Origin of the sequence: Micromonospora violae (genome assembly GCF_004217135.1) — a bacterium.
Lineage (GTDB): Bacteria > Actinomycetota > Actinomycetes > Mycobacteriales > Micromonosporaceae > Micromonospora > Micromonospora violae.
The window spans coordinates 1,262,123-1,285,292 of record NZ_SHKK01000001.1; the positions used below are offsets into that span (position 1 = coordinate 1,262,123).

The 23,170-nt window shown below is 68.8% G+C and carries 23 protein-coding genes; 14 read left to right on the forward strand and 9 right to left on the reverse strand.

Translation table 11 applies throughout. The features are described from left to right. Positions 1-59 precede the first annotated feature (59 nt). Entirely contained in the window at positions 60-3,536 is a 3,477-nt protein-coding gene (locus EV382_RS05535; protein WP_130400525.1) for an alpha-glucuronidase family glycosyl hydrolase, read from the reverse strand. A 224-nt stretch (positions 3,537-3,760) separates the two neighbouring features. On the opposite strand from EV382_RS05535, the gene EV382_RS05540 reads away from it, so the two are divergent. The 3 genes from EV382_RS05540 (at position 3,761) to EV382_RS05550 (ending at position 5,512) form a co-directional block, all read left to right on the forward strand. Then, positions 3,761-4,393: a DUF4291 domain-containing protein gene (locus EV382_RS05540; RefSeq protein WP_130400526.1), complete on the forward strand. Its 633-nt coding sequence runs from the start codon at positions 3,761-3,763 to the stop codon at positions 4,391-4,393. Between the two features lie 26 nt (positions 4,394-4,419). Beyond that, positions 4,420-4,944: a YfbM family protein gene (locus EV382_RS05545; protein WP_130408484.1), complete on the forward strand. Its 525-nt coding sequence runs from the start codon at positions 4,420-4,422 to the stop codon at positions 4,942-4,944. Between the two features lie 73 nt (positions 4,945-5,017). Beyond that, a complete protein-coding gene (locus EV382_RS05550; protein WP_208758319.1) occupies positions 5,018-5,512 on the forward strand; it encodes a DinB family protein in 495 nt (164 codons plus the stop codon). A 43-nt stretch (positions 5,513-5,555) separates the two neighbouring features. On the opposite strand, the gene EV382_RS05555 is transcribed toward EV382_RS05550, so the two are convergent. Beyond that, entirely contained in the window at positions 5,556-6,374 is an 819-nt protein-coding gene (locus tag EV382_RS05555; protein WP_208758320.1) for an SDR family NAD(P)-dependent oxidoreductase, read from the reverse strand. An 84-nt stretch (positions 6,375-6,458) separates the two neighbouring features. Next, positions 6,459-7,547, reverse strand: coding sequence for a LacI family DNA-binding transcriptional regulator (locus tag EV382_RS05560; RefSeq protein ID WP_130400527.1), 1,089 nt, complete (start codon positions 7,545-7,547; stop codon positions 6,459-6,461). Between the two features lie 187 nt (positions 7,548-7,734). Between EV382_RS05560 and EV382_RS05565 the strand changes: the two genes are divergently transcribed. The 4 genes from EV382_RS05565 to EV382_RS05580 are packed head-to-tail and all read left to right on the forward strand — an operon-like array spanning position 7,735 to position 11,850. After that, a complete protein-coding gene (locus EV382_RS05565; RefSeq protein ID WP_130400528.1) occupies positions 7,735-8,955 on the forward strand; it encodes an ABC transporter substrate-binding protein in 1,221 nt (406 codons plus the stop codon). Continuing rightward, complete coding sequence (locus tag EV382_RS05570; protein ID WP_130400529.1) at positions 8,952-10,064, forward strand: ABC transporter ATP-binding protein; 1,113 nt, start codon at positions 8,952-8,954, stop codon at positions 10,062-10,064. The genes EV382_RS05565 and EV382_RS05570 overlap by 4 nt, the downstream gene beginning before the upstream one ends. Continuing rightward, positions 10,061-10,960 carry an ABC transporter permease gene (locus tag EV382_RS05575; RefSeq protein ID WP_130400530.1) on the forward strand — a complete coding sequence of 300 codons (900 nt, stop codon included), beginning with the start codon at positions 10,061-10,063 and terminating at the stop codon, positions 10,958-10,960. Before EV382_RS05570 ends, EV382_RS05575 begins: the two co-directional genes overlap by 4 nt. Then, positions 10,960-11,850, forward strand: coding sequence for an ABC transporter permease (locus EV382_RS05580; RefSeq protein WP_130400531.1), 891 nt, complete (start codon positions 10,960-10,962; stop codon positions 11,848-11,850). The genes EV382_RS05575 and EV382_RS05580 overlap by 1 nt, the downstream gene beginning before the upstream one ends. On the opposite strand, the gene EV382_RS05585 is transcribed toward EV382_RS05580, so the two are convergent. Then, the gene (locus EV382_RS05585) at positions 11,828-13,360 is read right to left on the reverse strand and encodes a gluconokinase (protein WP_130400532.1); all 1,533 of its coding nucleotides are present in this window, start codon (positions 13,358-13,360) and stop codon (positions 11,828-11,830) included. The genes EV382_RS05580 and EV382_RS05585 overlap by 23 nt on opposite strands. A gap of 98 nt (positions 13,361-13,458) precedes the next feature. On the opposite strand from EV382_RS05585, the gene EV382_RS05590 reads away from it, so the two are divergent. Both EV382_RS05590 and EV382_RS05595 read left to right on the forward strand, forming a co-directional pair. Beyond that, complete coding sequence (locus tag EV382_RS05590) at positions 13,459-13,680, forward strand: hypothetical protein (protein WP_130400533.1); 222 nt, start codon at positions 13,459-13,461, stop codon at positions 13,678-13,680. A gap of 113 nt (positions 13,681-13,793) precedes the next feature. Further along, positions 13,794-14,141 carry a MerR family transcriptional regulator gene (locus EV382_RS05595; RefSeq protein WP_130400534.1) on the forward strand — a complete coding sequence of 116 codons (348 nt, stop codon included), beginning with the start codon at positions 13,794-13,796 and terminating at the stop codon, positions 14,139-14,141. Positions 14,142-15,433: 1,292 nt separating this feature from the next. On the opposite strand, the gene EV382_RS05600 is transcribed toward EV382_RS05595, so the two are convergent. Continuing rightward, positions 15,434-16,213: a hypothetical protein gene (locus tag EV382_RS05600; RefSeq protein WP_130400535.1), complete on the reverse strand. Its 780-nt coding sequence runs from the start codon at positions 16,211-16,213 to the stop codon at positions 15,434-15,436. Positions 16,214-16,289: 76 nt separating this feature from the next. After that, on the reverse strand, positions 16,290-17,078 hold the full coding sequence (locus EV382_RS05605) for a hypothetical protein (protein ID WP_130400536.1): 789 nt from the start codon (positions 17,076-17,078) through the stop codon (positions 16,290-16,292). 336 nt (positions 17,079-17,414) lie between these two features. On the opposite strand from EV382_RS05605, the gene EV382_RS32605 reads away from it, so the two are divergent. The 4 genes from EV382_RS32605 to EV382_RS05620 all read left to right on the forward strand — a co-directional run bounded on the left by EV382_RS32605 (position 17,415) and on the right by EV382_RS05620 (position 19,378). After that, positions 17,415-17,564 (forward strand): hypothetical protein, encoded by a 150-nt coding sequence (locus EV382_RS32605; protein ID WP_165435721.1) that lies wholly within the window; start codon positions 17,415-17,417, stop codon positions 17,562-17,564. Next, on the forward strand, positions 17,561-17,776 hold the full coding sequence (locus EV382_RS05610; RefSeq protein WP_130400537.1) for a hypothetical protein: 216 nt from the start codon (positions 17,561-17,563) through the stop codon (positions 17,774-17,776). The genes EV382_RS32605 and EV382_RS05610 overlap by 4 nt, the downstream gene beginning before the upstream one ends. Next, complete coding sequence (locus EV382_RS05615; protein WP_130400538.1) at positions 17,776-18,186, forward strand: hypothetical protein; 411 nt, start codon at positions 17,776-17,778, stop codon at positions 18,184-18,186. Before EV382_RS05610 ends, EV382_RS05615 begins: the two co-directional genes overlap by 1 nt. Before the next feature lie 430 nt (positions 18,187-18,616). Further along, complete coding sequence (locus EV382_RS05620; protein ID WP_130400539.1) at positions 18,617-19,378, forward strand: class I SAM-dependent methyltransferase; 762 nt, start codon at positions 18,617-18,619, stop codon at positions 19,376-19,378. Positions 19,379-19,392: 14 nt separating this feature from the next. On the opposite strand, the gene EV382_RS05625 is transcribed toward EV382_RS05620, so the two are convergent. The 3 genes from EV382_RS05625 to EV382_RS05635 all read right to left on the reverse strand — a co-directional run bounded on the left by EV382_RS05625 (position 19,393) and on the right by EV382_RS05635 (position 22,028). Then, positions 19,393-20,106 carry a hypothetical protein gene (locus EV382_RS05625; RefSeq protein ID WP_130400540.1) on the reverse strand — a complete coding sequence of 238 codons (714 nt, stop codon included), beginning with the start codon at positions 20,104-20,106 and terminating at the stop codon, positions 19,393-19,395. A 105-nt stretch (positions 20,107-20,211) separates the two neighbouring features. Then, positions 20,212-20,874 carry a response regulator gene (locus EV382_RS05630; RefSeq protein WP_130400541.1) on the reverse strand — a complete coding sequence of 221 codons (663 nt, stop codon included), beginning with the start codon at positions 20,872-20,874 and terminating at the stop codon, positions 20,212-20,214. Next, complete coding sequence (locus EV382_RS05635; protein ID WP_244236554.1) at positions 20,871-22,028, reverse strand: sensor histidine kinase; 1,158 nt, start codon at positions 22,026-22,028, stop codon at positions 20,871-20,873. Before EV382_RS05635 ends, EV382_RS05630 begins: the two co-directional genes overlap by 4 nt. Positions 22,029-22,172: 144 nt before the next feature. On the opposite strand from EV382_RS05635, the gene EV382_RS05640 reads away from it, so the two are divergent. Continuing rightward, positions 22,173-23,168 (forward strand): carboxymuconolactone decarboxylase family protein, encoded by a 996-nt coding sequence (locus EV382_RS05640; RefSeq protein ID WP_130400543.1) that lies wholly within the window; start codon positions 22,173-22,175, stop codon positions 23,166-23,168. The last annotated feature ends 2 nt before the right edge of the window (positions 23,169-23,170 follow it).

Below are 23,170 nucleotides of genomic sequence, written 5' to 3' on the forward strand. Positions count from 1 at the left end.
ACCGGGGGAGCACGACGGGCCCGTCCCCACTGGGGACGGGCCCGTCGCGGTCGTGGGCGTTAGGGGATGGGCTCCCCTCGGCTCTCGATCCGGAAGTAGTCGAAGGCGACGTCGAGGTCGGTGGAGGTGCCGGCCCGGTTGAAGGCCAGCAGCCCGGCCTTCGTCGGCTCGGTGTTCAGAGTGGTGGAGCCGAGGTAGCGGTAGACGCTTCCGTCGTTGGAGTAGTAGGCGCGGTAGCTGTTCCCGATCTTGGTCAGGCGGAGCCAGATGGCACCGTCGGCCCCGACGATTCGCTGGGCGTCGGCACCGGTGATCTCCAGGGTCGACGCCGTGCCGTTCTGTTCGCGCAGGAAGACGATCCGGGTCTTGTTGACGGCCGCGGTCGCGTTGGCCATCTCCCAGGCGAGCTTCACGTAGTTGTTGTCGTCCGCGTACCCGAGCACGCCGCCCTGCTCGTTGTTGCTGGCGAGGGGCCGGGAGAAGACGACCCGGGCCTCGGCCGTCCAGTCGCCGTCGACGTCCTGGAGGGCCAGGTTCCGCGCGGTGTTGGTGTTGCCCTGGAGGTCACCCTGCTGGGCGGTGACAATCAGGGAACCGTCGGCCAGGCGCTGTCTGCTCTCGTCCGGTCGGACCCACTGCCACTGCGGGCCGAGTTGGGCCGAGTCGAACTCGTCGCTGCCTGTGAGGGTGGTGTTCAGGTCCACGGTGTAGACCGACGACGCCCCGCCGTTCGTGACGGTGACCCGCGCCTGCCCGGTGGGGCTGGTCGCCTGCTCCACGGCGACCGAGGCGGCGGGGTCGGCGGCGCTGGCGGTGACCGTCGGGACGGTGGTGACGCCGGCCGGGGTGAGGGCGTTGTAGCGCAGCACGGTCGGCGAGAAGGACGCCAGCCGCTCGCCGTCGACACGCAGGGTCGTCAGCGTGGTGTCGGGGACCAGGTTGAAGACGTAGTTCTTCACGAGGGGGCCGAAGAAGCTCTCCGTCGTCACCTTGACGATCGCCTGACCGGGCACGCTGGCCGCCTGCGAAATGACCTTGTAGCGGGCCTTCCGGTCGGTCGTCCGCACCTTGGTGATGGTCGGCGACGCCCCGGCCGGCACCGGAATGGTGTACGAGGTGTCCGACAGGTTGAAGCCGCCGAACTGCTTCCCGTTCACGACGATCGTCGCCGACAGCGGCGCGTCGTCGACCGGGACGTCCCGCCCGCTGAACTCCTTCCAGTAGTTCACCGAGGTGTCCCGCCAGTCGGCGGCGTCCGCCTCGTGGACCGCCAGCTTGGCGCGGACCTCCGCGAACCGGCGTGCGTCGATGTGGGGCTGGAGGGTGTCCCAGGTCTCCCGCATCCAGGTCACGTACTGCACGCCCATCTGGTAGCGGTAGACCAGCTCATCCCAGAACGTCCGGCCGCTGTCCATCCGGTGGCCCCACGGCACGTGGTGGAACCACATCAGCAGGTTCTCCGGGACCGAGTCGATGTTCCCGTAGCGCTGCTGCAACCGGGGGAAGTACTGGGCGGCCAGGTTGCTGCCGGTGGGGGAGCGGTCGAAGCCCAACCCGACGCTGTCGGCCTTGTTGTAGTAGATCGGGCTCCAGTCGTCGCGGCCGGCCCAGTCGGCGGGGTCGGGGCGGTAGTGGGCGCCCTCGGCGAACTGGTGGCCGATGCCCAGCGGCGTCTGGTAGCTGACCAGCGACTCCCACGAGCCCATCATCATCTTCCGGATGGTGTCGACCACGCGCCGGTCGTTGCTCCAGGTCATCCGCGTCCATTCGGTCGCGATGTCCGCCGAGTCGAGCGTCCAGTCCCAGGCCTGGCGTCCGAAGGAGAAGAGGTTCGCCTGGGCGAAGTGGTGCCCGGTCAGGTTGTCGGCGTTGCCGAGGTTCGCGACACCCACGATGGCGGTGTCCGGGTGGTGCTGGGCGGTCCCGTCGACAATGTTGCCGACCAGTCGCTTCTTCAGCAGCTTCCCGGTCGCGTCGGTCGCGTACGTGTCGGTCTTCAGGATCTCCTCGTACATCGGGCCGAGGTAGGCCAGCATCCAGTTCTGGCCGGTGTACTCCTGCGTGATCTGAAGTTCCAACGCCTGGTTGGTGTTCTCCATCCGGCCGAACATCGGGTGGATGGGCTCCCGGGCCTGGAAGTCCAGTGGCCCGTTCTTGGTCTGGAGGAACACGTTGTCGGCGAAGCGTCCCCGGCTGCCGTCCGGCTGGACCTCGTCGTCGATTGGCCCGAACTCCAGGTAGGCCCGCTTGAGCCGGTCGTTGTCGACCTCGGCGTTGTAGACGAACGTGCGCCAGTGCACGGTCATCCCGAGCGGCGCCACGGCGGCGGCGATGGCGTTGGCACCGTCACCGTGGTCGTACCCGAAGTCCTGCGGCCCCGGCTGACCCTCGGAGTTGGCTTTCACGGTGAGCCCCATGAAGTCCGGGATCGCGCTCTGGATCTGCTGGGCCCGGCGGTGCCACCAGCCCCGGAAATCCGCGCCGTACGGGTCGAGTTGGCTGTTGGTCAGGGTGTCCGGCGCGAACCGGCTGTCGGTGGGCGCGGTGTAGCGGATCGACAGGCCGAGCCGGATGCCGTACGGACGCAGCGCGTCGGCGAGGGCAGCCTCCTGTGCGATGCGGGCGCTCGTCAGGTACGCGTTGTCGGCGTTGACGTTGTTGATGGTGATGCCGTTGATGCCCAGGGACGCCAACGCGCGGGCCATGACGAGGTACCGGTCGAGGATGACGGGCAGGTTCCGGCCGGCGCTGGCACCGGTCGCGGCGAAGTTGAAGATCGCCCCGCTCTCCCCGTTCAGCCCACCCAATCCGGAGGGGTTGTTGCCCGCGTAGAGGCGCTCGGTCTCCCAGTTGTTCAGCAACCGATGCTTGATCTTCGGTGACTCCGCCACGCGGAGGTGGTCGATGGGCTTCTGGGTCTGTAGGAGCCGGAGGAAGGCGAAGGTGCCGTACAACGCGCCGAGGTCGGTGTTGCCGGCGATGACGGTGAAGCGTTCCCTGCCCTTGGACACCGAGCGGACAAGGTAGCCCTCGTCGCCCACAGCGGCCAGGTCGCGGGCCGCGACAGTGCGACCCACCAGGGGCGAGCTCGTCGGTGTGCCCACCACGACCGCACCGTCGAGAACCGTGCCGTCCGGGACCGTGCCGCCGTCGCCGGTCGCCACGGGAATCGGCTGACCGAGCAGCCCACCCAGGCCGCGTACCAGTTCGTCCCGGGCGGCGCCCAGTGTGCTCTCGGCCAGCTTCTCGCGGGAACCGGGTGCCATGGCGAGGTCCGTCGTGTGCCGGTGCACAGTCGTGGCGTCGGCGTTCTCGACCACGATCGCCGTGGCCGAGCGACGGTAGTCGCGCAGCAGCTTCGCGTCGTCGACCGGCACGTACCGCAGCCACAGGTCGGAGCCGTTGTAGTCGTCCGCCGACGGGGCCGCGGCGGCCGGCGTGGTGGTGGCGACCGTGAGGGTGGCCGCGACCGTGGCGAGCACCGTGCCCACCACGATGAGGGTCCGTCGTAACCTGGGCGTCGAGCCTCGGATCATCGCGATCTCCTCGTTCGTCCACTCGGTGTCGTGCGGCCCGGCGCGCGAGCACGACGACGTCGACAGATCGGTGCGTGTCGATGCTGCTCGGTGCCACCGTGCCCGGGCAACGAGTTGTCGTTTCTTGTCGCGGCCCGCGCGGCCCTATTTCCCCCTCGGCGGAGTGGAACATGGCTGCGGAAATCTCGGTGGAACAGGCGAGGTGGTTCCGGGAGGATCGGTAGATGTCCGTTCCCGTCCGGCAGATCCGGGCCCACTACTCGGCCGACACCATCACCGTGTACCAGGCGTACTCCCCGCAGATCGCGGTGCCGGCGCTGGCCGCTGGCCGTTTCGTGGCCCCCTTCAAGCGGGACCGGATGACGTGGATCAAGCCGTCTTTTCTGTGGATGATGTACCGCTGCGGTTGGGCCACCAAGCCAGGGCAGGAGCACGTGCTCTCGATCGACATCACCCGGGAGGGATTTGAGTGGGCGCTGGCGCGAGCTTGCCTGAGCCACTACGACCGGGACCTGCACAGCGACCGGCCGAGCTGGTCGCGGCAACTGAGAGCCAGCCCCGTACGCGTGCAGTGGGATCCGGAACGGTCACTGGGGCTGCGGGCGCTGCCGTACCGTTCGCTGCAGGTTGGGTTGTCCGGCGAGGCGGTCGACCGTTACGTCGACGACTGGCTGGTGGCCATCACGGACATCACGCCCACCGTGCGCCGAGTGCGGGACCTTCTGCGCGCCGGCGACCAAACTGCTGCGGCGGCTCACCTGCCTGTCGAACGTGGCTACCCGCTGCCGGCCCAGATCACCGCCGGCATCAACGCCAGCCCGGACATCACCGCGAATGCTGTCGGGGAATTGTCGTAGCCGCTACGTAGGCTGCCGCGGTGAGTATGAACGGCAACTGGCTGCGCGTTTCGCCCGACGAGCTGGAGCGGGCGAGGGCAGACCTCGGCTGGGCCTACGAGCTGGCCATGACGCAACGGAACGACAACTCCGAACGCTGGGAGGGCACCGACAAGGCATGGGACGGGCTCGAGTTCCTCCTCGATCGGCTGGGCTTCGAGATTCCGCTGGTCTCGGGCGCGGAGCGGTTCGTGGAGCTGCCCGACGTCGAGCCCGACAGCGACGAGATGCTCGACTTCCTGGACAACATCGAAGACGACTGGGGGTACGGGCCGCCCTCTTATCTGACACCGGCCCAGGTCGCGACGGCTGCCGTGCGACTGGCCGAGCTCACTCAGGACGACCTCATCCGCGGCGTCGACCCGCAGGAGTTGGTTCGGGCCGACATCTACCCGGGAACCTGGGACCGGCCCAGCCAGCTCGCGTGGGTGGCCCACTACCTGCCCGACGTCCAACGCTTCTTCGGCGCGGCGGCCAGGGATGGCGCCGCGGTGATCTGCTGGCTCGACTGAGTGGCGGCTCAGCCCACCGGGGCGCCGGGCGAGGTGTCCCGACAGAAATCATCAATTTCGACCAGGAAGGGGCGTGGGACGGGTGGAAGACGCTGAGAAGAAGGCACTGTTGATGTTCCTGGAGGCGCAACGTGCCAGCGTGCTCGCGATTGTTGACGGCCTTGACCTCGAAGCCCTGACCACCGCCGTCCTGCCCTCGGGGTGGACGCCGTTGGGTCTCGTGGAACACCTCGGCTACGCCGAGCGGCACTGGTTTCAGGAGATCGCCACCGGCTCCACTTCGCCACTTGCCTGGCCGGACGACGACCACGCGCCCCTGACCACCCCGCGACCACCATCCGTGGTCTTCGCGTTCTACCGCGCGCAGTGCGAGCGATCCAACGCGGTCCTCGCCTCCACGCCACTGTCCGCGCCGGTGCGCGTGCGCCATCCAGGGTGGCTCGGAGACGAGGTCACCGACCTGCGGCGCATCGTTCTTCACATGATCGAGGAGACCGCACGCCATGCGGGTCACCTCGACGTCGTGCGCGAGCTGATTGACGGAAAGACAGGGCTCGGCCCTCGATAGCCTCCCCCCCCTCGACCGGGTCGCTCCGAACGTGACCGCCCGCTCAGGTCGCGAGGGCCCCGCCGTCGACGGGGAGCAGTACGCCGTGGATGTGTGACGCCTCGTCACTGGCCAGGAAGATCACGGCCGCGGCGGTGTCCTGCACGGTGCCCGTCCGCCTGTCCGGGTTGCCCTCGGCGAGCTTCTCCAGCAGGGGGCGGAGGTCTTCGTTGCCTTCCGTGAGGGTGGGTCCGGGGGCGACCGTGTTCACCCGTACACCGTCGGCGGCCAACTCCGCGGCCCACGACCGCGTCAGCGAGTGCAGCCCTGCCTTGCTGGCCCCGTAGAGCGAGGTGAACTTGATTCCGTCCACGCCGCCGATCGACCCCATGTTGATCACTGAGCCGCCGCCGTGCTCCACCATGGCGGGGACCAGGGCCGCCGTCAGAAGGTACGGGGCCTTGACGTTGACCTCCAGCACCTTGTCGATCTGCTCCTCGGTCGACTCTGTCATGGGGTGCGGCGGCACGAGAAAGGCCGCGTTGTTGACGAGGATGTCGATCGGCCGACCCGCCAGGGCCGTCGCCTCCTGTGCCAGGCGGCGGATCTCGGAGCCGCCTGCGGAGAGGTCTGCCTCGACGAAGTGGGCTACGCCGCCCTCCGCGACGATTCCGTCGACGATCCGAGCACCGCTTTCCGGGCCAAGCCCGGTCACGATGACGATGGCGCCCTCGCGGGCCATCGCCTCCGCCACACCGCGCCCAATTCCGCTCGTCGATCCGGTAACGAGTGCGGCGTGCCCCTCTAGGCGATTCATGTCGGTTCCTCCGGTGGTAACGGGTATGTCGGACGGTGGACGGCTGGAGCCGTCCGCCTGGACCACATAACTTGCTTGTGCAAGCAAGTATTCCCCGACGATCGTAACGCACGGTAACCGTAATATGCCGAGCTGACCCAGGGGCGGTGTTCACTGCTCCGAGGGAGGTGGCAGGCCTGCGGCGAGCGCCGGCCGCTGGCGTACCCACGGGCGGGGGCGACCCCCGTTCCGGTCGCGGGCGGCCGTCGAGTGGCGGACCACGAGGCGTACCGGCAGGACCATCGGCCGGCCAGTGTGCCCGGGGGCGCCCTCGATCATCGTGAGCAGGTGCCGGGTCGCCGCCGAACCCTCCGCGTAGAACGGTGCGGCGACCGTGGTGAGCCCGGGTGTGACGATGTCGGCGGCGAGGGTGTTGTCGAAACCCACCACGCTGACGTCGCCCGGAACATCGATGCCCATCCGGGTGAGGCCGCGGATGAGCCCGATCGCCATCTGGTCGTTGAAGGCGAGGACGGCCGTCGCAGGACGGGCGCGCAGCTCCTCGGCGGCCCGTTCGCCGCCCTCAATGGTCGGGCTGAACGGGCCGATCTGGCGCACTCTGATCTCGAGTTCCATGCCGGCTTCGAGCAGCGACCGCCAGCGGATGCCGTTCGGCCAGGACGCCTGCGGCCCCGCGACGTAGGTGATGTGGTCGTGCCCCAACTCCCCGAGGTGCTCAGCGGCCCGCCGGACCCCACGGGGGTTGTCCGTCACGACGCAGGGCACGTCGGCGACGGCGCGGTTGAGGACCACCACCGGCCGCTGCTTGGCGAACATCCGAATCGCCGAGTCCGACATCCGGCTGCTGGCGAGCACGATGCCGTCGACGGTCGACATCGTGCGTTCGATCGCGGCCCGCTCCACCCGGTCGGACTCCTGGGCGTCGATGAGCACAATGGTGTACTCGTCGTGCATCGCCGTCTCCTGCGCCCCGCGCACGATCCCGGCGTAGACCGGGTTGGTGATGTCGGCGATGACGAGCGCGATCATGCGCGTGCGGGACGTGGTGAGGGCGCGGGGAAGCGGGTTGGTCCGGTAGCCCAGCCGCTCGGCGACCTGCCGGATCCGTTCGGCGGTCTCAGAATTGACGCGACTCGGCCGGGAGAAGGCACGGGACACCGTGGACGGTGAGACGTCGGCCTCGACAGCGACGTCGTAGATCGTGACCCTCTTCTCGGGCGGCCTGGTGTGGTCGGGCATTGTCATGCTCCTCCCAGCTACGCGCAGTGATCATGCTATGGCGGCCGTGAATAGTCGGCAATGCCCCCGCAACAATCCCGCTCCGCCCGACCGCGTCCACGCGAGGCAATACATGGCAACCCGTTGCCGCCACGGCGCGCCGGCTGTCTCAATCACCAGGGATGACACCTGGCGGAGGGAACGGCTCATGGGTATGACACGGCGCGGCGCTCTCCTGGTCACGGCATCCTCGCTCCTGGTGGGCGCGGTCGGGTGCGGGGCACCCGAAGCCCCTGGCGACACCACGGGCGACACCACCGGCGAGGTGCCACAGCGGCCCGGCAAGGCGGTCACCCTCAACGTCCTCGACGTGGCGGGCAACCTCCAGCTGACCCAGGCGATGATCGACGAGTTCGTCTCGAAGAACCCCGAGGTGATCTCCCGGGTGACCTACTCGAAGGCGCCGGCGCCCGAGCTGGCCGGGAAGATCAAGGCCCAGCAGGGGGCCGACCGGGTGGACATCGGTCTCGTGCTGACCGGCGTCGACGGCCTGGCCGCCGGGATCGAGCAGGGGCTCTGGATCGACGTGCTGCCCACCTTCCAGGACCGCCTCGGCGGCATGCGCGACTACCTGGCACCGGCCGCCGCGATGCAGCAGCTCGCCGGCAACGCCGGCGTCACCGTCACCTACTACCCGTCCGGCCCGCTGCTCGAATACCTGCCGTCCCGCCTCGCGACACCACCGACCAGCGCGGACGCGCTGCTCGCCTGGGCCAAGGCCAACCCCAGGAAATTCCAGTACGCCCGCCCGGCCAACTCCGGCCCCGGCCGGACCTTCCTGATGGGCCTGCCCTACATCCTGGGCGACTCGAACCCCAAGGACCCCACCGCGGGGTGGGACAAGACGTGGGCCTTCCTCAAGGAACTGGGCCAGTACGTCGACTACTACCCGTCCGGCACCACCGAGACGATGAAGAACCTCGCCAACGGCACCGCACACCTGATCGTCAGCACCACCGGCTGGGACATCAACCCGCGGGTGCTCGGCACGGTGCCCAAGGAGGCCAGGATCACCCCGATCGACGGCTTCCACTGGGTCACCGACGCGCACTACGCCGTCATGCCCAAGGGCGTGTCGACCGACACCCAGGCCGCGGTGCTGGCCCTGCTGGCGTTCATGCTCACCCCGGAACAGCAGGCGAAGGCGTACGACGAGGGCTACTTCTACCCGGGTCCGGCGATCAAGGAGGTCCAACTCTCGTCCGCGCCGCAGAAGAGCCAGGACGCGATCCGGGAGTTCGGTCGCCCCGAGTACGACGCGCTGATCGCCGGGAACCCGACCGAGGTCCCGCTCGACGCGAAGAGCCTCGTGGCGGCGTTCAGCCGCTGGGATCGCGAAATCGGTGGCGGGAAGGTCAAGCAGGGATGAGCGCCTTCTCCCAGCTGCGGCTGGACGGGGTGTCCCGCCGGTTCGGCGGCCAGGCCGCGCTCACCGAGCTGGACCTGACCATCGAGGCGGGGGAGTTCATCGCCCTGCTCGGCCCGTCCGGCTGCGGCAAGTCGACGGCGTTGAACTGCCTGGCCGGGCTCCTGCCGTTGACGGCGGGGAGCATCTGGCAGGACGAGCGCCGCATCGACACGCTGCCACCGGAGCGGCGCGGCTTCGGCATGGTGTTCCAGAGCTACGCCCTCTTTCCGCACCTGACGGTCCGGGCGAACATCGCCTTCGGGCTGCGCATGCGGCGGCTGCCCAAGGAGGAGACCCGTCGGCGTACCGAGGAGGCGGTGCGGCTGGTGCGACTGGAGGACCACGTCGACAAGCTGCCCGGTCAGCTCTCGGGTGGACAGCAGCAACGCGTCGCCATCGCCCGCGCCGTCGTGTTCGAGCCGTCCCTGGTCCTCATGGACGAGCCGTTGAGCAACCTCGACGCCAAGCTGCGCCTGGAGATGCGTACCGAGATCCGCCGGCTGCACCAGTCGCTGGGGCTCACCACCGTCTACGTGACCCACGACCAGGAGGAGGCGCTGTCCCTGGCCGACCGGTTGGTGGTGCTGCGGGAGGGGCGGGTGCAGCAGATCGGCTCGCCGCGTGAGCTGCACACCCGGCCGGCGAACTGGCACGTCGCCGACTTCATGGGCTACCGCAACCTGTGGCGGGGACGGGTGGCGCAGTCCGACGGCGCCCGCGCCACCGTCGAGTCGTCCGGCCACCGCCTGCTCGGCGAGGTGGTGGGGGGCCTGCACGCCGGGGCGGACGCCGTGGTCGCCGTACGCCCCGAGGACATCCGCGTCGACGGGCCCGGCGAGACCCGCAACGCCATGTCGGCGACCGTCGAGGTGGTGGAGTACCAGGGCCGCGAGTTGGCGGCCGAGGCCCGCACCGACACCGGGCTGCTGCTGCACCTGCGAACCGAGCAGCGGATCGCACCGGGCGACCAGGTCAAGCTGGCCGTCGACCCGCAGCGGCTGCTCGTCTATCCCGCCGACGCGTCGGCCGAGACCGACCGCCTCCCGCACGCCTCGGGGGCGACGCGGTGAGCGGCGCCGGGCCCGACCGGCCGCTGGCGCACTGGCAGCACCGCCTCGCCGAGCGGGGCGTCGACCGTCAGCTCTGGTTGCTGGTCCCGGCCCTGGTCTTCGTCATCGCCCTGTTCCTCTACCCGTTCTTCTACGGGCTGACGCTCTCGTTCCAGCCCACCAAGGGCGGGCCGTTGAGCGACTACGCCCGGTTCTTCTCCGACTCCTACGAACGCGGCACGATCTGGATCACGTTGCGGCTCGCGCTACCCGCCGCGCTGCTCAACGTCCTCGCCGCGGTGCCGATCGCCTACCGGATGCGCGGCCGGTTCCGGGGCAAACGGCTGGTCACCACGCTGCTGGTCGTGCCGATCACGCTCGGCACCGTCCTCACCGCACAGGGGTTGTTGAACTTCCTGGGTCCGACCGGCTGGTTCAACCGGATCCTGCTGGCCACCAGCCTCGTCGATGAGCCGGTGCGGCTGACCCACAACTACTGGGGCGTTTTCTTCTCGCTGGTGATCACCGGCTTCCCGTTCGCGTTCCTGCTGGTGCTCTCGTACCTGTCCGGCATCGATCCGACCCTGGAACGGGCGGCCGCGACGCTGGGCGCGGACTGGCGACGCCGGTTCACCCGGATCACCCTGCCGTTGCTGATGCCCGGCCTCGCCACGACGTTCTGCCTGACGTTCGTCCTGGCGTTCAGTGTGTTCCCGTCGGCGGTCCTGGTCGGCAACCCGGCCGGTGAGACCCGCGTCATCTCCCTCGCCGCCTACCAGGCGGCGTACGAGCAGTACGACTACCCGTACGCGTCGGCGATCGCCATGATCATGGGCTTCGTCGAGCTGGTCATCATCGCGGTGGTGCTGGCCGCTCGCAGTCGTCTCTACACCGGCTCCACCGGAGGCAAGGGCTGATGGCAACGACCACCCAGGCGCCACCAGCACGACCCCCCGCCACCAGCCCCGACCGGCGGCGGCGCATCGCCGCGCGACCGGCCGCCTGGGTCGTGTGGGGCGTCGTCGTCTTCTTCTTCCTCAACCTGCTGGGCGTCGTGGCGTCCGTCCTGGTCAGCTCGTTCGGTCAGCGGTGGTTCGATACCTGGCTTCCGGACGGCTACACCACCAGTTGGTACGCCCGAGCCTGGGACGAGTTCGCGCTCCTACAGGTCATCATCGTGACGCTGGAGGTCTCCGTACTCGTCGTGGGCCTGTCGCTGGTGATCGGCGTGCCGGCCGCCTACGCCCTCGCGCGGCGCTCATTCCCGGGCAAACGGCTGATCTTCCTCGTGTTCCTGCTGCCCATCCTCATGCCCCCGATCACGTACGGCATCCCGCTGGCGACGGTCCTCTACAAGTTCGGCCTTGCCGGGCACATGTCCGGGGTGGTGCTCGCCAACCTCGTACCGTCGGTGCCTTTCGTCATCCTGACCATGACCCCGTTCATCGAGCAGATCGACCCTCGGATCGAGAGTGCCGCGCGCATGTGCGGCGCGGGGCTGCGCACGGTGTTCCTGCGGGTTCTCACGCCGCTGCTCGTGCCGGGCATCCTCGCCTCCGCGATCCTCGTGCTCGTCCGGACGGTGGGCATGTTCGAACTCACCTTCCTGACCGCGGGGCCCGACTCGCAGACCCTGGTGGTGGCGCTCTACTACTCGATGTCCGCGTCCGGCATCAGGGCCCAGCAGTCGGTCGACGCCATGGCCGTCATCTACACCTCGATGATGCTGGTGCTGCTCGTCGTCGCGCTGCGCTACGTCAACCCGACCCAACTGGTGGCCCAGGTCAAGGACGAGCCGGAGCACTGAGGCCGACGCCGCCCACCTCGTCGAGGATCTCGCCCAGGCGGTTCGCGACCGTGATGAGCGCGGGCAGCCTGGTCCGCAGACCGCGATAGGCGGCGGTGAGAGCCGGGTCGACCGCCACCGGCTCGCCGCCGGCGACCCCCGGATCGAGTTGGGTGACCGCCGCCGGGAGATCAGCGGTGTGGCCGATCGCGAAGAGCCCGAGCGCCGCCGCGCCGAGGGTGACATGGTCGGCCGGACCTGCCACGTGCACCGGGCAGTCCAGCACCGCCGCCATCACCTCGCGCCACAGCGGAGACCGGAAGGCCCCGCCGGTGAGGCGTACGCTGCCGATCGGCGTCAGGTCGGCCAGCCGGTCCCGGAGGCCGCCGAGTTGCAGGCAGACGCCCTCCACGGCGGCCCGGACCAGGTGCCCGCGCGAGTGCCCGCTGCGCAACCCCAGGAACGCGCCGGGCGGGGCGTAGCCCTCCGGTGACGCCTCGTCGGCCCGCAGGTAGGGCAGCATCACCAGGCCGTCGCTGCCGGGCGCGATCCGGGCGGCGAGATCCAGTAGCGCGGGGGTGGCGTCGTCGTCAGCGAGGACCCGTCCCGCCCACCGCACGACGTTGCCGCCGTTGCCGACCGCCCCGCGGACAACCCACGCGTCCTCGGTCAGCGCGCCGCAGGAGAAGGTTTCGGTTGGGTCGGTGCGGGGTGCCCCGACGACCGTCCGCAGGGCCCCGGTGGCGCCGAGCGTCAGGCCACCGACCGTGTGGCCGATCGCCGCCGCCCCCAGACTCCGCAACGGACCGTCACCGGCACCGACCACGACCGGGGTGCCCGACGGCAGGCCGACCGCGCGCCCGACCGTCGGCGACAGCCGCAGCACCGCAGTCGTGGGCAGGACCGGAGGCAGTTGACTCTCGGACACCCCGGCCAGATCGAGCACCGCTGAACTCCACGCCCGACGGTGCACGTCGAACATCCCGGTGCCGCAGGCCGACGACAACTCGGTCACCAACATCCCGGTGAGCCGATGGAGCAGGTAGTCCTTGAGGCCGACCCACCACCGGGTCGCCGTGCAGAGGTACGGCTCGTGGCGGGCGAACCACAGGAGCTTGCAGAGCGGGTTCTTCGGATGCACGGGCGTGCCCGTCAACCGGTGCAGCTCCCGGCTCTGGCCGGACAACCGCAGTGCACGGGCCGCCTCCGACGACCGCGTGTCACGCCGGGTCAGCAGCGGCGTCACCGGCGTCATCGCCGCGTCCAGCCCGATCAGGCCGTACCTGGCGGAACTCAGCGCGACGGCGACCACCTCCGCCCCGGCGGTGCCGGCCACACACGCCGACATCGCCGCCAGGGTGGCCGCCACGAGCACGTCCGGCTCCTGTACCTGCCAGCCGGGCGTTGGTTCCACCAACGGATACTCCCGGGTAGCGACGTGTCGTGCGGTGCCGTCCAAGGCGAACGCGACCGCCCGCGCGGCAGTGATGCCCACGTCGACTCCGACGATCACTCGACGCTCCGGCCCCATCCGCACATGGTCGAGCGGCGCTGCGCGGGCCGGCAAGCGGTTGCGCGCAGTTGTCGTCGCGCATGGCACGACAACGGGCATCGGCAAGGAGCCCTCCGTTGTCGGCGAAACGCAAGCAGCCCTGGTACTACTACGCGATCATCCAGCACATCGCGGTCTGCCTCGCGGTGGCAGTCGTCTTGGTCGGCGTGCTGGTATCCCTCCCCGAGCCAACTGAGCCGAAGGTCTACCCCATCCGCCCGGCCACTCCTGCCGAGGAGCGGGCGCACGAGGTTCAGCAACTGGCTGACCTGCTCGACGCCATCAGGCCGCATGGATAGCCATGCAGAGGGTCAGCCACTCAAACTGCGACGACCCGGCTAGGCAACCGGTGAAGCGTGCCGGAAGTTGGGCGGTGGAGGGGATCGTGGACCTCGCCCCAGGGGCACGGTCGATGAACACGAACGAAGCCGCTGAGACCCTGGGTGTCAGTCCCCGCGAGCTTCGGATGTTCCTGCGTAACACCTTCCGCGCGGTCGGGTCGGGAAATTGCCACCGATTCGCCCCGGCTGACCTTCCGACGTTGAGGGAAGAACTTCGCCATTGGAAGGAAACGGGGAAGCCTGATGCGACCCGTCCGACTCGTGACGAGGCGGTGTGGTCTGAAGATGGCCCGGTTTTGCTCGAAGACCTTAGCGATCCCGAGGTACGCAACAAAGTCCGGCGCATCGCGGCAGAGCAGGAAGCACTCCTTGAGCTGCGGTTGCTCGCCGCCGGCCTGCACATCACGCAGCGGGCGTAATGGACCACTCCGGCTGCGGACACTCGGCCACACCCGATGCGCGTCGTCGTTGCAGTGAAGGCAGGCCGCAGCGTGGCAGGTGGACCAAGGACGGCTATCAGCCCGAGTACCTGACCGAGTACGACCACGTACCGCCCCGACCGGACCCGTTCGATTCGTGGTGGGCACTGGCATAAAGACGGTGCAGGTTACCGACGCCACCGGAACAGCTCGGCTACAGCCTTGATGATGCTCGGTCGGTCCTTCGGGTCGGTTCCCCGCAGGGCCAAGGCGGTGATGATGATCTTCCCCGTAACCGGCACAGCGATGGCGGCAGCTATGACCCACGGGCCAGCGCCGACGAACGGCTCAAGATTTGCGAGCCCCACGACCCCATATCTCCTCACTCCGGTCGAGTGAGGTCGGTGCAGGGCACGGCTCAGCTCGACCAGTCGCAATCGACGTGACTGGTGTTCGCTGAGTCCGCGCTACCGGCGAAGCGGGATCTCATCCTCGGAACGGTCCCTTAACGGAGCAGTTCCGGCCTTACCTTCAGCTTGGTGGCTAAGTTTCGGTTTGTCGCCGGTGTCTCCGTCCTGAAAGAGCAGCCCGGAGAGCTTTGCGAGGCGCCACGGCGGCACCGCCACTTATCGTACTCGACCCCCGCCATGGGCGCGACGACCGCGCATAGAGGCACCTGAGGTCGCCGTAGAGACGCGGACCGGTTTCCGTCGGGGTATCACGGGCGACCTTACTGTGGCTGGCATGGCGAATCGGCGTTGCAGCGTCGTGCGAGCGGACTGCGGGTGCCGGATGCCCGGGGCATTGGAGGCGCGACGCACAGCTGGCGGCGTGCTGACGCCCTCGGTGTGGTCGCGTGTAACGCACCAGGCTGCGCCACGGCACGATGAAACCATGAGTCAGCCGAGGATGTACCGAGCAGACGAGAAGCCGTATCACCGACCCCGGGAATGCCCCGAGTGCGGCGAGCAGGAGGAGACACGGAGTTGGTCCGTCGACAGTCGGATGGTGGGCGCCTTCTACCTACCGAACGACGCCTGCACCAACCCTGACTGCCGTCGCGGCAGGGCTTCAGGCTTCGCGTGACGAGAAGCCCGGGGCGCGAATAATCCTCGCGTCCCGGGCTCTTCCGCAGTCGGGCGCGCACCGTGATGATGACCCGAACTGCCTGCGATCACCGAGGTCTTCCGTTGAGGCGGTCGAGCCGCAGCCTGGCCTGTAGGAATCGCGGGATGTCACTGTCCGTGACCTCTGGCTTGTGCAGCCAACGTGCATCGGGTGTAGCGGGAGACCTACTTTTGCCGCTTGGCGAGGGCTTCCAGGGCTTCCGTTCGGTGGTGCTTCCAGTCCATGAACCGCTGATCTCGCATGAAGTCGTTCAGCACCTCTTCCACTTCATGTCCCCCGCCAAGTGCTCTGCCCTTGATTCGCTCGTCCAGCTCTTCCCCCTTCTCGGCGATTTTCTGACGAAGTTCGATCAGTTCTACATCAAGCTCGAATAGGTGCAACTTCTTGTCTTCGAAGAACAAGAGGCCGCCCGCCGGGTAGAAGACGCGGATACCTACAGCTTTCGATTGCGGGTTCTGTGTGGCCGGCGTCTTGAAGATGTAGCGGTCCGTGATGTACCAGTCGGAGAAACACTCCGCTCCGCTGGCGAGATGCCTATCGAAGTACTCGTCGTAATGCTCGTAGGCGTCACGCACCAGCTTGACGTCGAGGATGGCTGAGTCGTCCTCTATCTCCAGCAGGTTCCGTAGTCTCTCGCCGCGCTCGTCGGCGAACTGTTGGCTCTGCTGTTTGGTCATGCCCGGATACTCCCTGACCGGACCCGGCTTCAAGAGTCGAGCGATGCAGATGGCGGCGAAGAGAGTGTTCTGAAGCGCACCCCACACCTTGGGATCTTGAGGGTGCTTCGTCTCGCGCCCTCGCATGACTGCGAAGTAGATGCTGCTGGTTGCCAACTCGGCTTGCCGGTCCAACTCCTCCAAGTAGTACTTGTCGATGGCGGCCTTCCGGGCATCGTCCGTGGCGAACCCGACGCTGACCATAGGTATGCGCTTCTCTCCAGTCACTCGGGCAGTATGTCCATGCTGGACATGGTGCGGCAACCCGTTACTGACGCCTTCTACATAAAACAGCCGCCTGCTGTCAAAGATGTGACGCCGCTCGTTGCGAGAACAGTTCTCGGGCCTTGATGACGAGCACCATCGCGGCTTGAACGCCCGAGTAGAGCAGCGGTGTGGGCGCGGTCACCCGGTATGTGCTGACGCCGGGCTCAAGCGGTCGGATCATCTGCAAGTCGAATAAGGGAATGATCCAAGTGTCGCCGTGAGCGACGGCGCTGCACATTTTCCACATGATGTAGACAGGGTTGCTCTCGCCGTCGATTAAGTCCACGAAGTGCCCCGACTCTTCCAAAAAGTCCTTGTAGCTGGGCTTGCCTCGCAACGTCGCCCGGTCGATCCCTGCCGCATCGGCCAGGCCAAGCACGCGGTCCTTTCTGCGCTGGAGGCCCCCGTCGTCCGGTAGGTGGGTCTCCGTACGCAGCGATTCGGCGTTTTTAGTGTTGGCGAGCTCGTACCACAGTCGACGCCGGACGCGCTCCTTCCGGTTGCTAGGCAGGAGCATCCAGATCGCGGCAGAGGCGTTCTCAAGTGCGCCGCGCGTCAGCGTGAACGGTGAGTAGGTGTGGAGAGTCAGTTGGTTGTTCTCGTGATCCCAGAGCGCCGACCTCATCGAGTGCAGGTGATCGACGGCGTTGCCGATCGACTGGATTGCTGCATGGCTTACCTGATGGGGGTGCGTCAGGGCGTTGTCCCTGGCTAGGGCGCTGCCGGGCTGTACCGCCGGGGCTTCCTGCTCCATCCACTCGTCGGTCCGCTTCAACAACTCCATGAGCTTGTTGATTAGTTCCTGGTCTTCATTGCTCGCCGTCACAATTAAGCACTGTATAGCCCGATTCTTCAGAGCGCTACTAGAAATCGTCGGAACCCAACCTGACAAACTCCGGGTTCCGCCGGAAAATGTTCCCCGGAACGTTTTTGCGGACCGGAGGGAGCGCTATGGGAGCTCGGGGAAAACTGCCGGAGTTCCCGGTGTCGCTGGATGTCTCTATGTCCGATGCTCAGCGGTTCCGACTGAAAAGCCTTGCCGCGAAGCGTGACGATTCCTTGGCGGGGACCGTTCGCTTGCTGGTGGACAAGGAATGGGAAATGCCTACGACTAGCGATGGGATGACGAATGCCGCACGAAAGGGCTGACGGAGAGGGCCGCGTGAGCGCCTTGGGACTGTTCCATCGCACGATCAGCGAAGTGGAGGATGCCATCTTGCAGGCGAAGGCGTGGCAGGCATACCGGACGGCGGGAGATTCGGCCGCCGACCTCAACCGCTGGCCCGCAGTGGGCAGCAAGGTGAAGCCTTGAACCCCTACCGGTCGGTGAGCGACCACCTGAACTCCCTCGTCGATCGCACGGGCGAAAGCGAGTTCGGCGGTGTGGCCGGACTGACGCAGCCGTACCCCCACGAGCCGACCGCCTCGGAGTCCCTCCGGGCGCTGTACCAGACCGACACCACCGACCACCTGGCGCAGGTCGACACCGACCAGCAGGCGCCTTCACCACACGGGAGCTACTGATGAACCTCTACGTCACGCGGCTCGCTGACATGCGGGCGGAGATTGACCAGGCGGAACTCAAGGCCGTTGACCGGGAGGACTTGGAACGGGCCTATGCCGCTGCGCGGAAGGAGTGGCGGGTCCATCGGAAGAAGAAGTACCGGGCCGGGATTAAGGCACGGGACGAGTCGCACGACGAGCTCGTCGACCGGGCGAAGAAGGCAGGGCTGAGGGAGCTTCTGCAGCTCAAGGCGGACTTGGAGGAGGGACGCCTCACGCCCCAGGAAGCCGAGGGCAAGATGCGGGACTTCGTCGCGGAGCACGGACGTCTGTCCGACTTGCACCGGTCACTGACCGAGGACGGCGACCGCCTGGCCGACCTCTTCGCCATGCCGCTGGACGAGTTCAGGTCGAGGCAGCAGCGAACCTGAGAGGGCGGTTCGCTGCCATGCCGAACTCCGGCCGCACGCTGGGCGACTACCTCAGCCAGGTGCGGGAGCCGAAGAACTGACCAAAGATCGGGAAGGGTCGGGCCACTCGCCCGGCCCTCCCTCGCAGATCACGCGGGATGGGAGGTGTGGTGTGGCGAATCGGGAACTGTCCCGGAAGCCTCGGCGGATCAGGGACCGGCTACGGCATGGAACTAACCCTGAACGGGACCTAGCGATGCTTGAAGAGATCGGCTACAAGCCCGTGTCTGAGTGGGATAACGAGGAACTGGCGAGAGGCAAGCCGCGGAACAGTCAAGGTTCGTTTTCTTGCCCATCGCCTTCCTGGCTGACTCAGGCCATCCAAACCCGCGACGATCTGCGTCCCGAGCCGCCACCCGGTGTACGTTATCTGTCGCCCTCCGCCACCGAGATGCTCTTCGCGATCGGTGCCGGCCCGCAGGTGACCGCCGTCGACGACCAACCGGGGTATCCCGCCGAGCTTGTCGACCTGGTGCTGACCTACGCGGGTCGGCCCATTCGAACGGCCCTGGAGATCGGCGCCGGAACCGGCAAGGCGACCCGGCTGTTCGCCGGAGCGGGTGTCGCGGTCACGGCGACGGAGCCGGACGCGGCCATGCTCGCCGAGCTGCGCAAGCACGTGCCAGCAGGCGTCGAGACCGTGCGGGCCGCGTTCGAGGACCTGCGGCCGGGCGCGAGGTACCACCTGGTTTACGCGGCGGCGGCCCTGCATTGGACCGCACCGGAGGGTCGGTGGTCACGGGTGGCCGGGCTGCTGGAACCAGGCGGTGTGTTCGCCTCGTTCGGCGGACCTCCCCAGCTGGCCGACCTGGCGGTGGCGGACGCTGTCCGCGCCGCCCGGGCACCCTTCCTGGAGAGCGACGAGATTCCCTCTCCCGACGGCACGCCTCCGGGGCAGGCCATGCAGTGGCCCGGCACGGAACTCCAACGGTCCGAATCGTTCACCCATGTGCAGCAGACCGTCATCGAGCGTCGGCTGACGATGAGTGCGCGCGACTACGTCGGGTACCTGTCGACGGTCTTGGCGTACCTCGAACTGCCGACCCCGGCGCAGGAGCAGCTCTTCCGCCAGATCGAGCAGATCCTGCCCGAGACGGTCGAGCTCTGCGCCGACATCGTCGTGCACCTCGCCCGTCGGCGCCCCGATCAGTAGCGCCCGAGGGGCGCTCAGACCAGGAACTCCTCCCGCATCCGCGCGCCCAGGTTGATCCCACCGACCGCCCGTGGGCCGGCCGGGTCGTGCACGGTGACGGTGTTGTTGCGCCGCATCAGCTCCCGCATCGCGGGCGGCAGGCGTGGCGGGTCGTCCATCGCTGCGAGGACCTGCCCCGCACTGACGATCAGTCGATCGGCCAGCGTGGCGGCGTCGGTGTCCACCCGCACCCGGCCGTACTCCCAGCCGGCGGTGGTGAGGTCGAGCACCTCGAACACGCGGGTCACCAGCGGGTTCGGGTCGGTCACCCGGTCGAGCCGGGGTGCCCGGCTGCCGACCACTGTGACGGCGGCGGCCACCTGCGCGTACGGGTGGAAGCCGCACGGCAGCGCGAAGAGCGGCCAGCGGAGGAACTGGCCGGCCTCCTTCCACAGCGGCCGGTAGTTGCGGCGGTGCACCAGCAGTCGTCGGCCGGTTCGGCGGTGGATTTCCTGGGCCTGGGCCTGAAGGTCCACGTGGGCCTCGTCGGCGACCTGACTCACGATTCGGGTCGCCACCACCAGGCCGTCGTCGCTGTCGAGCGATCCGGCGAGCGCTTCGACCTGTTCGGTGAACCGGATCCGCGCGTGGGCGCCGTACCGCGACTGGACGTCGTGCAGCAGCGCCTGCTGGCGTCCCGGGTCGAGCTGGACCCGCTTACCGCCCAGCAACCGACGGAGCCAACGCATGTCGCCTCGATTCAGCAGAGCCGTCGCGGACGGCGGCAATGCTAGTGCGTCGCCCTCCCTTGTGTTCTCAAGGGGGTTGATCGACTTCGCGGTCGGCGTCGACGGTCACCGACGGCGCGGCGTGATCAGCCCCGACTCGTACGCCCACACGACCAGCTGGGCCCGGTCGCGGCAGTGCAGCTTCGTCATCGCCCGGTTGACGTGTGTCTTGGCGGTCAGCGGACTGATCACCATCCGCGCGGCGATCTCGTCGTTGGTCAGCCCTCGGGCGACCAGCTCGACGATCTCCTGCTCCCGGGCGGTCAGCACGTCGCGTCCGGCCGTCGGCGCCGCCGGCGGTGGGCCGGCCACGAACTCACTGATCAGCGTGCGGGTGACGGTCGGCGCGAGCAGCGCGTCACCGCGCGCCACGACGGTGACGGCGTGCAGCAGGTCGGCCGGGTCGGCGTCCTTGAGGAGGAAGCCACTGGCACCCGCGCGGAGGGCGGCGAAGACGTAGGAGTCGTGCCCGTAGTTGGTGAGGATGAGCACGCGGATCGCGGCAAGGTCGGGGTCCGCGGCGATGCGTCGGGTGGCCTCGATGCCGTCGAGCCCCGGCATCTGCACATCCATCAGGACGACGTCGGGGCGCAGACACCGCGACAGGTGGACGGCAGAGCGGCCGTCGGTCGCCTCACCGACGACCTCCAGGTCGTCCTCGGCGTCGAGCAGTGCCCGGAAGCCGACCCGCATCAGTGCCTGGTCGTCGGCGATCAGCACCCGGATCATCCCGGCTCCTCCGCGCTGCGGGCGGTCAGCGCGGGCCGTAGCGGGAAGGTGGCCCGTACCGTGAACCCGTGGTCGTCCTGCGCGGCGGTCCGCAGCGTGCCGCCCAGTGCGCTGACCCGCTCCCGCATGCCGCGTAGGCCCACGCCCGGGGTCAGGGGCTCAGTCGGTGACGCCTGACCGTCGTCGGTGACCGCGACGGTCAGCTCCGTCGGCGCGTACGCCACCTGGACGTGCGCGGTGGCGGGGCCGGCGTGGCGGGCGACGTTGGTGAGCGCCTCCTGGATGACCCGGTACCCGGCCTGGTCGACCTCCTCGGGCAGGTCCCCGCGTTGACCGGTGACGGTCACCTGCACCGGTACGCCGACCGCCCGGGTCCGCTGCACCAGTTCGTCCACCCGGGCCAGCCCGACCCGGTCGCCGTCGGTGGGTGCGCGCAGGACGTCGAGGGTCGTGCGGAGCTCCCGCATCGCGGCGCCGCTGGCCTCCTGGATCGCCAGCAGCGTGGCCGACGGTTCCTCACCGTGTTTGCGGGCCAGGTGCACGGCGATGCCGGCCTGCACCTTGATCACCGAGATGCTGTGGGTCAGGGAGTCGTGCAGGTCCCGGGCGATGCGCAGGCGCTCCTCGCCGGCGCGCCGCAACGCCATCTCCTCGCGGGTGCGTTCGGCCTCGATCGCCCGCTGCTCGACCTGTTCCAGGTAAGCCCGGCGCTGTCGGGCGACGAGCCCGGCGACGTTCGCCGCCACGAACCAGCCGAGCAGCAGGGCCGTCCGCTCGGCCACCACCTGGCCTGGTCGGCCGGCCGGCGCGATGGAGATGTCGTGGGCCAGGAAGCCACCGAGGAAGGCGAGGCTGGCCACCGCGGCGGCCGACCGGTGCCCCCGCCAGGCGGCGAGGTAGACCGCGCCGAGCACGGGGAACGCGGCGGACGCCCCGGGGTGCACCCGCAGGTGCACGGCCAGCATGGCGACGGTGACCACGCCCAGCGCCACCACCGGGTAGCGCTGGCACGCCGCCAGGGCGACCACCATGGCCAGCACCAGGGCGACGTCGAGCACCTCGACCGTGGCGGCGTCCGGGGTGAGCACTGCGTTGCCGAGCAGGAGGACGCCGAGGGCGAGACCGCCGAGGGCGTACGGGAGGTCACGGCGCATGGTCGCACTGTAGAACGGCCGTCGGCGGTGGAGCATCCCGCGCACGTGGTAGTCGGGGCGTACCACGGACGCGGTAGGCGCGGCGGGGCAAGTGTCTGCGACGGAACGACGCTATCCCGGGCCGCCGCCGCGAGCATCGATCCCATGACATACCGCTTTTTCAACCCCACGCCGACGCGGGCGGCCACCGGCCCCACCGCGGCGGTCTACCAACAGTTGCGCGAGGACTTTCTCGGGCCGTTGCCGACCTTCCAGGCGCTCTCGGCCGTGCCGGAGGTGCTGGCCGCGACCTGGGCGCTGATGCGGGAGGCGTTGCTGGCCGGCGACGCGCCCCGGGTCGACCGCGAACTCGTCGCGGCGGCGGTGTCCCAGGCCAACCGTTGTCAGTTCTGTATCGACGCCCACGTGCTGCTGCTGCACGCGCTGGGCGAACCGGGGTTGGCCGAGGCCGTCGCCCGGGGCGACACGCCGTCCGAGCCGAGGCACGCCGAGCTGGTCCGCTGGGCGCAGGCGAGCCGCAACCCCCGAGCCGCCGACTGGACCAGCCCGTACGGCGCGGAGATCACCGGCACCCTGCTCGCCTTCCACTTCATCAACCGCGTCGTGTCGGCGTTGCTCCACCCCGATCTGCTCCCTGGCGGCCTGCAACGCTCCGCAGTGGTCCGCTCGGTCGGGGGTCGGCTCTACGCCAAGGCGGCCCGGGAGCCGAAGGAGCCCGGCCGAAGCCTCCCGCTCCTCGACACCGATGCCGACGCCACCGTGGCACCGGCGTGGGCGGGGGACAGCCCGGTGGGCGTCGCCTACGCGTCGTTACGCAACGCCGCCGCCCGGGGCGGGGAACTGCTGGGCGACGTGGCCCGCCAGACCGTCACGGCCACCGTGCGCTGGGAGGACGGCCGCTTCCCGGTCCGGCCCGCGGACTGGGCCATCGACCTGGTGCGGGACGTCCCGGGTACGGACCGCATCGGCACCCGGATCGCGTTGCTGGCGGCGTTCGCGCCCAGCGCGATCAGCCCCGGTGACGTGGCCCTCTGGCGGCTCTCCCACCCGGCCGACGCCGACCTCGTGCGGTTGGTCGCGTACGGGGCGGTCACGGCCACCGATCACGTCGCCCGGGCCCTCGCCTCGGCGCACCTCTAGGA

Bases quoted from the DNA above. Each gene is read 5' to 3' on its own strand.
- EV382_RS05620 (WP_130400539.1), top strand. From the start codon at position 18,617: ATGCTCTTCGCGATCGGTGCCGGCCCGCAGGTGACCGCCGTCGACGAC.
- EV382_RS05630 (WP_130400541.1), bottom strand. From the start codon at position 20,874: ATGATCCGGGTGCTGATCGCCGACGACCAGGCACTGATGCGGGTCGGC.
- EV382_RS05595 (WP_130400534.1), top strand. From the start codon at position 13,794: ATGAACACGAACGAAGCCGCTGAGACCCTGGGTGTCAGTCCCCGCGAG.
- EV382_RS05580 (WP_130400531.1), top strand. From the start codon at position 10,960: ATGGCAACGACCACCCAGGCGCCACCAGCACGACCCCCCGCCACCAGC.
- EV382_RS05570 (WP_130400529.1), top strand. From the start codon at position 8,952: ATGAGCGCCTTCTCCCAGCTGCGGCTGGACGGGGTGTCCCGCCGGTTC.
- EV382_RS05625 (WP_130400540.1), bottom strand. From the start codon at position 20,106: ATGCGTTGGCTCCGTCGGTTGCTGGGCGGTAAGCGGGTCCAGCTCGAC.
- EV382_RS05565 (WP_130400528.1), top strand. From the start codon at position 7,735: ATGGGTATGACACGGCGCGGCGCTCTCCTGGTCACGGCATCCTCGCTC.
- EV382_RS05615 (WP_130400538.1), top strand. From the start codon at position 17,776: ATGAACCTCTACGTCACGCGGCTCGCTGACATGCGGGCGGAGATTGAC.
- EV382_RS05585 (WP_130400532.1), bottom strand. From the start codon at position 13,360: ATGGGGCCGGAGCGTCGAGTGATCGTCGGAGTCGACGTGGGCATCACT.
- EV382_RS05635 (WP_244236554.1), bottom strand. From the start codon at position 22,028: ATGCGCCGTGACCTCCCGTACGCCCTCGGCGGTCTCGCCCTCGGCGTC.
- EV382_RS05535 (WP_130400525.1), bottom strand. From the start codon at position 3,536: ATGATCCGAGGCTCGACGCCCAGGTTACGACGGACCCTCATCGTGGTG.
- EV382_RS05545 (WP_130408484.1), top strand. From the start codon at position 4,420: ATGAACGGCAACTGGCTGCGCGTTTCGCCCGACGAGCTGGAGCGGGCG.
- EV382_RS05640 (WP_130400543.1), top strand. From the start codon at position 22,173: ATGACATACCGCTTTTTCAACCCCACGCCGACGCGGGCGGCCACCGGC.
- EV382_RS05560 (WP_130400527.1), bottom strand. From the start codon at position 7,547: ATGCCCGACCACACCAGGCCGCCCGAGAAGAGGGTCACGATCTACGAC.
- EV382_RS05540 (WP_130400526.1), top strand. From the start codon at position 3,761: ATGTCCGTTCCCGTCCGGCAGATCCGGGCCCACTACTCGGCCGACACC.